This is a genomic window from Plantactinospora sp. CNZ321 (assembly GCF_004217235.1).
In genome coordinates, this window is record NZ_SHKQ01000001.1 from 4587974 (window position 1) to 4599664 (window position 11691).

An 11691-nucleotide genomic window follows, 5' to 3' on the forward strand; every position below is an offset into this window, starting at 1 on the left:
CGCCGTTCAGCCCACCAGCCAGCTGATGACCTTCCGGATCCGCCCGGAAGTGACCGGTTCCGTCCCGTGCACCAACTGCGATCCGTACATGAAGGCCGTGCCCACGGCGGGCGTCGACGTCCAGCGGGTACGCGGAATGGAGCGGAACTCCTCGGAGGAGTCGTTGGCCCGGCGGATGAGCCGGGTCTCGCCGTCCGCCTCGGTCCAGATATCGGGCGACCCACAGGTCTCCACGTAGAACTCACCGCCGGTGAAACCGTCGTTGAGCTGAACACTCAGCCCGCCGATCTTCGGGTGTTCCGGGGCATTCTTGTTCTTGTACTGGTCGGCGTGCGGCGTGATGAACTGCCCCGGCTCGTACTCCACGTAGAACCAGGGACCGACGGTCCGCACCTCGGGGTAGGCACGACAGATGTTGGGCATGTTGCGGGACACCGCCTCGCCCAGAATGTCGAGCACCCGCGGCGGCAGTTCCAGCACCTCGACCCGTCCCTTCGGCTCGTACACCTGCACGGCCTGCTCGACGGTCAGGTTCTTGACGGTGTGAATCGAGTTCCCGCCGCCCGCGAGCACCCGCTCCTGGGGCAGGCCCGCCTTGTGCATATCCATCTCGTCGCAGATTTCGGCTGCCTCGGCCGGTCGCAGGAACCCTTCCACCGAGTAGCACAGGATCGTTGGTAACAACACCATGACCAGTTCCTTACGCTCTAGTTGTCGGACGTCGTGCGAGGGACTTCTCCGGTCGGTCACGCCTGTCGTGACATCAGCGCATCGCATCACCGTCCTTCTCTGGACGTCGATTCCGCGCCGACCGCCCTCACCAGCGGCAGCACGTGTCGGTCGACCGCGGCGGCGGTCTGTTCGAAGGAGCCCCGGTTGTCCACCCGCACCACCGAGCCGAGTCGGGGGTAACGCCCACTGAAAAGCGCTTCCTGGAAGGCCTCGTACAGGGTCTTCTGCGCCTCCAGCGTGTCCCATCGGTTCCGCCGGTCACCGGCCCGGTTCTGCAACCTGGCGTACGCGGTGTCGGGGTCGGTGTCGACGAATACCGTCAGGTCGGGAAAGCGGATCGAACTCGCCGCGTACGCCTCGTACGTGCGTTCCGGCGGTATGTCCCAGAGCAGCCGGTGGTAGACCATGTCACTGGCGACGTAGCGGTCGCCGACGACATGTCGGAACGGCAGGTGCGGCTCGACGAAGTACCGTGTCGTCGCCTCCTTGTCGCCGACATAAGCCCTCGTGATCACCTCCGGCGGATATTCCGTCTGGTGGAACCGCGCGTTGGTGATGACCTCGGTGTGCTCCGGCACGAGCCAGGACGTCTGTATGACGGTCAGCACCTCGTCACCGGCGTCCACCAGCCGTCGGAAGAGGTGCTTCCGGACGCTGGTCTTCCCGGAGCCGTCGCCCCCTTCGAGGACGACGAACATGTGTCGCTTCAACAGGTCTCCATTTCCTCGCGGCATCCGGCCGTGCCGTGAACGTCGCCGAACGCCGTCATCGTATTCGTGCGCGGACCTGGGCTATGCGAAACAACTCATGCTCGAAGCGGGTCTGACCGGTCATCGAACAACTTCACCGGAGGGTGCCCTTCGCCGCTGCTTCCGTCCGGGCCGGGAAGCGAGCAGGGTTCATTCGGGAGGGGGCGTGCCGGCCGCCATACCGGCGCCGACGACCGCCTCCAGGCGACGTTTGTGCAGCGTCTCCCGCCGCTGTTCCGGCGAGGCGCCCACGAGGTCGTTGAGGTCGGTCACCGACCACATCCCGTCGGCCTGGGCTGCCGGCGGGCTGAGGGTGTCCGCGAGCGAGTGCAGCGTCGCGTCGGCGGCGTACCCGGCGGCTCTCAGCAGTTGGTTGGCGTAGATGTAGACGGCAAAGCCGTTGCTCCAGAAATGTTCCGGCGAATGGTTGGGGTACATGGTGGGCGCGGCCACCAGCGGCACGTCGGACACCGCACACCAGCGCCGGCACACCTCGTCGAGTTCGTCGATCGGGCCCGTCGCCTGAACCATCAGGGCGTCGGCACCTGCCGAGGCGAACGCGTCCAGCCGTTCCAACGCCGCGTCCACGCCCTGACCGGCGACCAGCGCCTCGGTACGCGCCACGATGGCCAGGTTGTCGCGATGCCGGGTCCGGCTTTCCGCCGCCGCCCGGATCTTCTCGACGCACACGTCCAGCCGCTCCAGGTGCTGCTCGTCCCGTCCGTAGAAGGAGTTCCGCTTGGGGAACACCTTGTCCTCGAAACAAACGGCCGCGATCCGGCTGGTCCGGCAGATCTCTTCGATGACGTGCCGGAAGACGTCGGCGTCCCCGTAACCGCAGTCGCAGTCGAGGACGACCGGCATCCCACCGGCCGCCGTCTCCACGTACCGTCCCACCGCGATCATCTCGGTCGAGCTCACGATCGACGCGTCCGGGCATGCCCGCAGGCTCGCCGACACGCAGAAGCTCGACACCCAGAGCGCACTCTCCGCCGGCAGGGTGCCCGCTAGCCACGATCTCGCCACCAGCTTCGCGGAGAACCCGTCATACACGCCGATCCACAGCGCCCGCGGGCCGAGTAGCCCTCGTGCGTTCCTCGTCTTCATCGCTAGGCGCCCTTTCACAACGGTCCGTTTCCAGTTGACCCGAGCGACCACCGCCACGGTGATCGAAGCGCGATACGAGAACGGCGGCGCGCCCACCAGCGCACCGCCGTGTCGACCGCAGGCCCGACATCGGTGACCTTGTCGGTGATGTTCTGAGTGATGGATTCCGCGAAGTACGGCCGAAACGCGTCGAGGATATCGATCGTCAACCGTTGACGCTCGTTCAGATGCGGTTGGGAGAACGGGAGGTAGAAGCGTTCCCAGGCGTCGACCCCGACGAACGGGGGCGACTCGACCGGTTCGACGCCCTCGGCCCGACGGACGGCGTTCAGCGCGCTGAATCCGATCTCCATGATCTCCCGCAGGGTGAGGCACTCCTCGCCCGCACCCAGCACGTGCACGGGCACCGAGTCGTCCCGGTCCCGGGCCAGGGCGAGCACCAGGGCGGCCGTGGCGTCGACCGGTACCAGTTCGACCCGCGCGTCGGGATCGCCGACCACCACCGCCAGCAGGCCCGAGGTGGCAGCACCGAGCACCGTGTAGATGCCGTTGAAGCGGGTGATCACCCCGTCGGTCGACCGCCCGATGATCATGGGTGGGCGGACGATGACGGACCGTGGAAACGTGTCGCGGACGAACCGCTCGGCGGCTGCCTTGGACCACTCGTAGCTGTTGCGGTAGTCCTCCGGTGCCGGCGAACGCGCGGTGCCGGTGCGACCGGCGGCAAAGAACGTCGAGAGGTGCACCACGAAGGTCTGCCGCCCCACGACCGTGGTGAGCGCCTCGGTGGGGGCCAGGTTCGCCGACCGGGCCTCGGCGAGCGGCAGATTCCACCGGGTGTCCGCCGCGGAGTGGATGACCACGTCCCACGGCCGGTCGATCTCGGCCGGCGGCGGCTCGGCGCCCATCCGCCAGGTCAGCACGCCGTTGGCAGGGTCGCCCCGCCGGCCCACGCCGACGACATCCCAGCCCTGGGCGCGGGCCTGGGCCATCAGCTCACTGCCGACGATACCGCTGGCTCCGGTGACGAGCATGCTGCCCGGACGCCCTGCCGGGGTCTCCCTCGCTGGCTTACTCATCGGCCCGCTCCCGCGTCGGGTCCGGCACGGCGTCGCCCGCGTTTCGGGCGGAATCCGCCACCGGTCCGAGCCCCGTCCGCCCACCTCCGGGATCGACCGCGTCAACCGGCCCGGCCGCGGTCAGAACCCCAACCACGTGGTCCTCGACCGCGCCGATCGTGCGGATGCCCCGGGCGACCGCCTGGTTGATCTTCGGGAGGCCGAACTCGTCCTCGAGGGTGAGCGCCAGCTCCAGCAGGGCCAGCGAGTGAAAACCCAGGTCCTCCACCAGCCGCGCCTCCGCGGATGGTGACACCGCCGGGTGCGGCGCGAGTTCGAGGACCAGCGCCCGCACCGATGACCGTAGCCGCTCCTCGTTCCACACGGCGGCCGCTCCGTCGCCGAAACCGTTCCTGGTCAACCGACACCTCCGGTCGTCGCTACAGCCGAGTTGGACACCGCCTGGTCGCCGGGGGACCTGACCACGCCCGGCAACTGGCCGCGCAGGTAACGCGACCAGAGCAGACGCCGCCTCGGCTTGCCGCTCGACGTCCGTACGACAGTGCCGCGAGGGGCGTCGAGCAGGACCATCTCCACCCCCTCCGCCCGGGCCCGGGCGCAGGTGGCGGCGTATGCCAGCCACTCGGGCCGGGCGGACTCGAACACCACGACCAGGGTGGGTACGCCGGCTCGCGCCCCGAGCAGCGCCACCGCCCGGGACGGCGGAATGCCTCCCTCGGCGAGCACGGACTCGATGTCCTCGGCGAACACCGCCCGGCCACGTACCTTGATGCTGTCGCCGAGCCGGCCCAGCACGTACAGCTGCCCGTCCTCGCCGAGGAAACCGGCGTCGCCGCAGCGCAGGCCGCCGTCCGGGAGGAACGCGCTGGCCGACCCCTCGGCGGTTCCCTCCAGGTAACCGGCCGCGACCGAGGGGCCGCGTACGACGATCTCGCCGAGAGTGCCTGGCGGCAGGAGCCTGCCCTCGTCGTCCCGGATCTCCACGGTGGTACCGGCCAGAGGCCTGCCGCAGCCGACCAGCCGCCGACCGGCGCCCGGCGAGACGGGCGTCGGCATCCGCCGCCCGGCTTCCAGTCCGCCCGGGTCCACGACCGTGGCCCGCCACTCCTCGGCCAGCGGCAGGCCGGTCACGGCCAGCGTCGACTCCGCCAGCCCGTACGCGGGAAGCAGGGCGCGGCGCGAGAAGCCGTGCGGGCGCAGCAGCGCGTCGAACGCCTCCAGCATGGCGGCGTCGATCCGCTCGGCGCCGAGGATGACCGCGCGCCACCCGGAGAGGTCCACGCCGCGCAGCGCCTCGGCGCGCACCCGACGGACGATGTGCGCCAGGCCGAAGTTGGGCATCGCGGTGAGCGCCGCCCCGCCTCCCCGGGTGGCCCCGGACGTGTCGAAGCAGCGCAGGTAGCGCGTCGGGTTGCGAACGAACTGCTCGGGGCGCATCAGCCAGAGGTCGCTCCGGTTGACCACCGGTGCCAGTAGGCAGCCGATCAGACCCATGTCGTGGTGGACCGGCAGCCAGGACGCCGTCACGTCGACCTGCGTCATCTCCAGCCACCGCCGGATGGCCGCCACGTTGGCCTCGACCGCCCGGCGAGGCACCCGTACCCCCCTGGCCGCGCCGCTGCTGCCCGAGGTGAACTGCACCAGTGCCAGTTCCGCTGGGCGCCGCGCCTCCGGCGCCGGCCCGTCCGGCGGGCATCCGAGCGTCAGTTCACCGGCCGTGGTCACCCAGCGCACGCCGGCCACCGCAGCCAGCGGCGCCAGGTCGGCCACCAGATCCTCGTCCGCGACGACCGCCGCTGCCCGGGACGACCGGAGCAGCCCGACGGCATGCGCGGCGTACGCGTCGGCGTCCTGGAACGCCAGCGGCGGGGCGAGCGGTGAGGGTACGCATCCGGCCGTCATCGCGCCGAACAGGGTCGCCACGAACGACGGGCCGGATCCCTGCACGATGCCCACCACCGCGCCCGGCTCAAGCCGCGCCGCCAGTCCGGTGGAGACACGTCGGGTCAACTCGGCCAACCGGCGGTACGACCAGAACTCCCACTCGTCGCCCGGACCGGCGAACCGGATCCCGCGCTCCTCGGCGGGGTCGTCCAACCACGACAGCAGCCCCTCGGGCGTTCCGGTCATGACGGAAGCCCCTCCGTCGAGGACCGCTCCGCGTGCGACCCGGGGCCCACCCCGGTCAGCGCCCGACGCCCCCGCCGCCGGGCGGCGGTCCACCCGGCGGCGGCCCGACCGCTCGTGACCGGGTCGGCGGCAGCATCGTCGGCCCCGGTCCCACCGGGCGGTGACGTGACCGGTGCGCCGAGGTCGTCGGCGAGGGACTCCAGTCGGCCAAGCAGTTCCGGGCAGCGCCAGCCGAGCGCGTAGTCCAGGGCTCCCTCCAGGTCCTCCGGGTGGACTCCGGTCAGGCCCAGCGCGCGCCGGCAGTCCGGGTCGACCAGCTCGCAGGCCGCCAACAGCGCCTCGGCCTCGGCCAGGATGGCCGCGGCGGCAAACCACCACGCCTGGTCGTCGGCGTCGGCGGGGACCCTGGCGCAGACCGCGCACAGCTCGGAGACCAACCGGTGCAGATCCCGCACCCGTGCCGACCCACTGGCCGTGGCCAGGCCCGCGCACCTGGCCGCGATCGGTGGTAGGTAAGGCCTGGATCGCCGCCGGGCGAGGTCCACGAGCGCCCGGGGCGCCGCCGCGTAGGCGTCGGCAAGTCGCGCCACCGGTTCCGCGGGGGCCTCCGCGGCGGCCGCGAAGCGTCGCAGGCGCCAGCGCAGCTGGTCGAGGATGACGTGACTGGTGCCGTCGAACACGCCGTACAGCAGCACGTCCCGGACGAAGCCGGTGTAGTGCGTCTCTTCCAGCAGCGCACGGGCACCGAGCACCGCCCTGCCCTCGCCGACAGCCGCCTCGGCCAACGCGCAGCAGGCATACTTGGCCACGGCGGTGAAGTGCGTCGCCGCCGTTCCCATCGCGTTGGACAGGACGGTCGCCTTGACCGACGTGGCGGACACCAGGAGGTCGAGTGCCCGCATCCGCACCAGGTGCTCGGCGATGGCGCCGAGCCCGATGATCGGGCCGCCGTAGACGTCACGGGTCGATGCGTACCCAAGCGCCTCCGCGAGCGCGCCGCCGACCGCGCCGGAGGCCAGCGCGCCGATACCGCCCCGGGACAGCGCCAGGGTCTGCGCGATGATCTCCAGCCCCTCACCGGGCGCGCCGATCATCCGCTCGGCCGGCACCAACGTGCCTTCGAACCGTACTCCCGAGATGTCCGCAGCGGGTACGGGCAGGGTGGCCCAACCGGGCAGCGGACGTACCGTGTCGTCGCGGTCGATCAGGAACAGTGCAAAGAGCTCCTCCGCGGTGGACGGGCCGTCCTCCTGCCCCAGTCTCAGTAGTGTGACCAGCAGGTCGTGCTCGGTCCCGCCGTTGATCAGATGCTTCTCCCCGGCCACCCGGTAGCGGTGGGCAGCCCCGACGGACGGGTCGCCCCCGGTGGCCGGACCGATGGCCGTGGCCGTCGCGGTGTTGCGGGACAGGTTCGAGCCGTGTGACCACTCGGTCAGCAGCAGACCGGCCAGGACGCCGTCGGCCTGCCGGACCCGGACCAGGTCCCGCTGGGCGGGAGTGGCTCGGAGGTAGACCGGAAGCAGCGCCAGTCCGTTGACCCCGATCGTGATGGCCAGGCTGCCGCTGTGCCGGGCCAGCAGTTCGTTCAACGCCCCGATCTGCGCGGCGGTCGCCGTGTCCGGGTCGAACGCCGTGCCCGCGCCCAGACTCCACAGCTTCTCCACCACGTCCCGGGGGTAGCTCCGGTCGAGGTCGTGCTGCCGGAGCCGAGACCGGATGTCCGGCCGAGCGATCAGGTCCTCGACCGGCTCCAGCCAGTCCGCGTCGACCAGCAGGTGCCCCGGGATCAGCCGGCGCCAGGTCGAGGCGTACCCGTAGGACCTCACGGCCGGCCTCCGCCGCTGCACCCCGGGATGGCCGCCCGGCACACCGGGACCGCCATCACGGCCGCCCCGGGACGCTGTCCGCGCCGTCGGCTCGCCGGTCGGCGAACAGTTCGAAGGTGGGGCTCTCCTGGTCGGACGGCGCGAAGAAGTCGTACTTGTCCAGCGAGAACCGCTCGGCCAACGCCCCGATCAGATGCTCGCCGACCGGCTGGGCGCGCCATCGCTGCTGACCCACGAGGTAGACCGCGGAGGCCGGGAACAGCACCCGCTCCAGATACCACTGGCGCATCTCGTACGGCACCTCGCTGACCGCGAAGAAGGAGAGCGCGACGTCGTACCGGGTGGCGCTCAGCTCGACGACATCCTTCTCGTCCTCCACGTTGAGGACCCGGGTCCGGGCGAGCTGCCCGGCGTCGAGCACCCGCGCGGCGTAGCGGCGCTGCAGGTCGACAACGCCCGCGATGTCCACCACGTGGTAGCTGCGACACAGCCCGAGCTGCACGAGCATCCGCATCATGTTTCCGTAGCCACCCCCGATCTCGCAGATCCGGTGTGGCTCCGGTGATCCCAGTTTGGCGACCAGCCGAACCAGGTAGTAGAAGTGCTGCGCGGTACGGGAGGTGGGCGAGATCCGGCCAGGCGCTTCCTCATCCAGTGCTCCGGAGCAGCGCTGCCGGTAACGCCGCATCAGCTCGTCGTACACCTCGGGGTGCGCCTGCTCGGCCAGACCGAGGAAGTCCGGGAAACGGCCCTCGTTCAACATGTAGAACCGCACGTACGGGTGGTCCTCGATACGGTCGGGGTGGTAGGTGGCCAGCCCTTCCTGCACCACCTTCCAGAGCGGGTCGACCCGGTTCATCGGCTGCTCCCGGGCGTCGCTGTCCGCAGCGCGGTCCACAGTGCCCCCGCGGTGGCGAAAACCTCGTCGCTCAGCGTTTCCTCGCCCAGCTCCACGCCGTACCGCTCCTCGATGGCCGCAAGGATCTCCAGGGTGGACACCGAGTCGAGGCCGAGGTCGGCCAGCGGTGCGTCGGCGGTCAGTCGTTCGTCGGCCGGCAACAGCCGCAGGTTCGCCCGCAACAGGCTCTCGAACTCGGCGTCCCAAACCTCGACCGGATCGGTGCCGGCTACCATCGGTCGACCAACGGGTCCGCGCGGCCGTCCTCGGCCAGCGCCGCCTTGATCGCGGGGGTGACCTTGGGCAGCAGGACGAGCTGCTCCATCTCGTCGAGCGGCACCCAGCTCACCGCGGTCTGGTACTTGTCGTCGAGTTCCTCCGGCATGGCGGGACGCGGGCTTCCCGGCGCCATCCGGCAGAGGAAGTTGAACTGCACCTTCTGGTAGTCGCCGAACTCGTAGTCCCAGCGCTCCGGCACGTACTCGACCACGAAGAGCAGTCGGTCCACCTCGACCTCGGCGCCGGTCTCCTCCCGCACCTTGCGGACGAGCGCCTCACGCAGCGGCTCGCCGTAGCGGGCCCGGCCGCCGGGCAGGTTGTAGTGGGTGTCGCCCGGATACTGGTACTCGACCAGCAGAATGCGGTCGTCCTCGATGACAACGGCCTTCACGCTCACGCTGATGGCCTGCGCCCCGTTCATCGTCCCCGTTCTCCCATCCTGTTGTCGGTTCCACCGAAGTACCACCCGTGGGTCACCGCGCCGCAGTGATCACCACGCCAGCAGGTCTCGCCCGCCGGGACCGGCCAACGCCTCGCACAACGGTTCCGCCACCGCTGGCTGCAACCGGATCCGGGGCAGTTCGGTCAGCGGCATCCAGTGCACCGCGTACTGGCCCGGCTCGTGCGTGTCGGGCATCCGGGGTTCCTGCCCGGTGTCCAACGCTGTGCACCGGAACAGGAGCTGGACCCGGTGCAGGGGCCCGTGAACCTGCCCGTGCCGGTCGGGCACGTACTCGACGACCAGGAACAGCGGTCCTACCCGTACCTCCAGGCAGGTCTCCTCGCGCACCTTGCGGGCGAGCGCCTCAGCGAGGCTCTCGCCCGGTCGGGTACGGCCGCCGGGCAGACTGAAGTGTCCGGTGTCGCCGGGGCAGCGGTACTCGACCAGGAGAAGTGCTCCGTCGCGTACCACCACCGCTTTGGTGGTCAGCCTGATCGACGGCCCGTTCGGTCCGGCACCCGTGGCCCCCGCGCCGCCCAGGCCCGGCCCGGGCGGGTCAACCGAGGGCGGAGAGTTCTCGCCCAGACCGGGTCCGGCCATCATTCTTCTCCTCTCCCGCCCGTTCCCGCCCACCGGCGTCGGCCGCCCGTTCCGCCAGGACCCGCTTGAGGGGCTTGCCCAACGCGTTGCGGGGAAAGTCGTCCACCAGGTGAACTCGCGCCGGCACCTGGTGCCGGGCCAACCGCTCGGCGCAGAACCGAATGAGAGCCGCGGAATCGGTCCCCGGGGACTCCGGGTCCACGATCACCGCCGCCTCGACCACCTCACCGAGGACGGGGTGGCGCCGGCCGAAGACCGCCACCTCCAGCACCGACGGGTGCTGACCGAGCGCGTGCTCCACCTCCAGGGTGGAGATCTTCATACCTCCCGCGTTGATCGTGTCGGCCCTCCTGTCCACCAGGAACAGGTATCCGTCATCGTCGAGGTATCCGATGTCACCGGTGCGCACCCAGCCGTCCCGGAAGGTCCGGTCGGTGGCGGCCTGGTCGTCGGCGTACCGCCGGGTGCCGGCGCCCTCCGCGCGCAACAGGACCTCGCCGCGCACGCCGGCGGCTACCTCGTCGCCGTCGTCGTCGACCACGCGCACCTCACAGCCGTCGTCCGGTCTGCCGACGGAGAGCGGCCGCGCCGGGTCGAACACGGTGCCCACACCCGCCGGTGCCGCCTCGGTCGAGCTGTAGTAGTTGCGGATGGTCGCGGCCGGGAACAGCAGGCTGAGCTGGCCGAGGGTGGCCGGTTGCAGCGGAGCGCTGACGAACGTCACGCCGGTGACGGAGCTGAGCCGGAACCTGCGGTGCGCACCGGCCCGAACCAGCATCGCGCCGACCGCCGGGGCCATGCCGATCCAGCATGGCTCGTGTGCGATGACCAGTCGGCAGAACCGTCCCGGGTGGAACTCGGACATCACCACGAGTGTCTGGTGGCCGCGTACGGCGTCCACCATGAGCATCTGGGCGGCGGCGCTGCCGAGCGGCAGTGGGTGCATCAGGACCCGGGGGTCGGGTCGCTTGCTCCGGTACAGCATGCTGCGGTGGGTCGCCTCGACACCCTTGGAGAGCCCCTGGGTGCCGGACGTGAAGATGATTTCCGCAACGTCGTCGGGGCCGATGGTGACCGGTCGTGGCTTCGCACCCGGCTCCACGCCACCCTCCAGGTCGGCGTGTCGGAGCACCGCGCAGGCCTCACTGGAGCCGACGTCCCCCGACCCCACGACCACGAGTGCCAGGCGGTAGGTGACCGCCAGCCGCGCCAGCTTGTCGGCGGGCGGCTGCCCCGACAGCAGCACGGCGGTGGCGCCACAGGTCAGGACTCCGAAATAGGCAACGGCGTAGTCCAGCCAGTCACCACCGGAGTAGACCAGGCCGACCCGGTCCGCCTGTTTGACACCCCGGGTCTGAAGCGCGACCGCAAACCGGTCGGCCCTTTCCCGCCAGCGTCCGTAGGTCAACTCACGATCGCCGTCGAGAATCAATGCAATCGTTTCCGGCACGGCCTTGGCCGCCGCATGCAGCATGCCGGGAACCACCAATGACTCCATCACGCACTCTGCTCCCACCACGAGGAGAACAACCAATCAAGGTGCATGCGAAATGTGCATGTGAGGGCAGAGCACGCCGTGGCCGTCTGCCCAGGAGATCACCGCTACACCGGCGTCATGACACGCAGACCCGCGTTCAGCCAGGCCCTACGGTCGGGTTGCGGTCAAATTACGATCAAGTGTTGGTCGCATTCATCAATGTCCCCCGTCAATCATCCGTCGCCGGCATCAGGTCGGCTCCTGTCGATGTCTGCCAGACAGCCAACCACGCCAACGCCGGCTAGTCAACCGGCATCATCATCAACAAGAGCGGTCACGTCTCCCCCGGCGCCCTCGATTCCGAGTTCCAAA

Annotated in this window: 12 protein-coding genes; all 12 read right to left on the reverse strand. The window is 70.2% G+C overall.

Going from position 1 to position 11691, the window contains the following annotated elements:
- Window positions 1–6 precede the first annotated feature (6 nt).
- Complete coding sequence (locus tag EV371_RS20020) at window positions 7–750, reverse strand: hypothetical protein (protein ID WP_130463398.1); 744 nt, start codon at window positions 748–750, stop codon at window positions 7–9.
- A 26-nt stretch (window positions 751–776) separates the two neighbouring features.
- Window positions 777–1442: a nucleoside/nucleotide kinase family protein gene (locus EV371_RS20025; RefSeq protein ID WP_165436754.1), complete on the reverse strand. Its 666-nt coding sequence runs from the start codon at window positions 1440–1442 to the stop codon at window positions 777–779.
- A 189-nt stretch (window positions 1443–1631) separates the two neighbouring features.
- Complete coding sequence (locus EV371_RS20030; protein ID WP_130463400.1) at window positions 1632–2588, reverse strand: isocitrate lyase/PEP mutase family protein; 957 nt, start codon at window positions 2586–2588, stop codon at window positions 1632–1634.
- A gap of 14 nt (window positions 2589–2602) precedes the next feature.
- Complete coding sequence (locus EV371_RS20035) at window positions 2603–3667, reverse strand: SDR family oxidoreductase (protein WP_130463401.1); 1065 nt, start codon at window positions 3665–3667, stop codon at window positions 2603–2605.
- The gene (locus EV371_RS20040; protein WP_486484712.1) at window positions 3660–4067 is read right to left on the reverse strand and encodes a phosphopantetheine-binding protein; all 408 of its coding nucleotides are present in this window, start codon (window positions 4065–4067) and stop codon (window positions 3660–3662) included. The genes EV371_RS20035 and EV371_RS20040 overlap by 8 nt, the downstream gene beginning before the upstream one ends.
- Window positions 4064–5797: an AMP-binding protein gene (locus tag EV371_RS20045; RefSeq protein WP_130463402.1), complete on the reverse strand. Its 1734-nt coding sequence runs from the start codon at window positions 5795–5797 to the stop codon at window positions 4064–4066. The genes EV371_RS20040 and EV371_RS20045 overlap by 4 nt, the downstream gene beginning before the upstream one ends.
- Entirely contained in the window at window positions 5794–7623 is a 1830-nt protein-coding gene (locus EV371_RS20050; RefSeq protein WP_130463403.1) for an acyl-CoA dehydrogenase family protein, read from the reverse strand. The genes EV371_RS20045 and EV371_RS20050 overlap by 4 nt, the downstream gene beginning before the upstream one ends.
- A gap of 55 nt (window positions 7624–7678) precedes the next feature.
- Window positions 7679–8482, reverse strand: coding sequence for a class I SAM-dependent methyltransferase (locus tag EV371_RS20055; RefSeq protein ID WP_130463404.1), 804 nt, complete (start codon window positions 8480–8482; stop codon window positions 7679–7681).
- Window positions 8479–8757, reverse strand: a complete 279-nt coding sequence (locus tag EV371_RS20060; RefSeq protein WP_130463405.1) for a phosphopantetheine-binding protein — start codon at window positions 8755–8757, stop codon at window positions 8479–8481. Before EV371_RS20060 ends, EV371_RS20055 begins: the two co-directional genes overlap by 4 nt.
- Complete coding sequence (locus EV371_RS20065; RefSeq protein WP_130463406.1) at window positions 8751–9221, reverse strand: NUDIX domain-containing protein; 471 nt, start codon at window positions 9219–9221, stop codon at window positions 8751–8753. Before EV371_RS20065 ends, EV371_RS20060 begins: the two co-directional genes overlap by 7 nt.
- A 69-nt stretch (window positions 9222–9290) precedes the next feature.
- Window positions 9291–9845: an NUDIX domain-containing protein gene (locus EV371_RS20070; RefSeq protein ID WP_130463407.1), complete on the reverse strand. Its 555-nt coding sequence runs from the start codon at window positions 9843–9845 to the stop codon at window positions 9291–9293.
- Window positions 9799–11328: a class I adenylate-forming enzyme family protein gene (locus tag EV371_RS20075; protein ID WP_165436756.1), complete on the reverse strand. Its 1530-nt coding sequence runs from the start codon at window positions 11326–11328 to the stop codon at window positions 9799–9801. Before EV371_RS20075 ends, EV371_RS20070 begins: the two co-directional genes overlap by 47 nt.
- Window positions 11329–11691 lie beyond the last annotated feature (363 nt).

Bases quoted from the DNA above. Each gene is read 5' to 3' on its own strand.
- EV371_RS20030 (WP_130463400.1), bottom strand. From the start codon at position 2,588: ATGAAGACGAGGAACGCACGAGGGCTACTCGGCCCGCGGGCGCTGTGG.
- EV371_RS20035 (WP_130463401.1), bottom strand. From the start codon at position 3,667: ATGAGTAAGCCAGCGAGGGAGACCCCGGCAGGGCGTCCGGGCAGCATG.
- EV371_RS20045 (WP_130463402.1), bottom strand. From the start codon at position 5,797: ATGACCGGAACGCCCGAGGGGCTGCTGTCGTGGTTGGACGACCCCGCC.
- EV371_RS20055 (WP_130463404.1), bottom strand. From the start codon at position 8,482: ATGAACCGGGTCGACCCGCTCTGGAAGGTGGTGCAGGAAGGGCTGGCC.
- EV371_RS20060 (WP_130463405.1), bottom strand. From the start codon at position 8,757: ATGGTAGCCGGCACCGATCCGGTCGAGGTTTGGGACGCCGAGTTCGAG.
- EV371_RS20065 (WP_130463406.1), bottom strand. From the start codon at position 9,221: ATGAACGGGGCGCAGGCCATCAGCGTGAGCGTGAAGGCCGTTGTCATC.
- EV371_RS20070 (WP_130463407.1), bottom strand. From the start codon at position 9,845: ATGATGGCCGGACCCGGTCTGGGCGAGAACTCTCCGCCCTCGGTTGAC.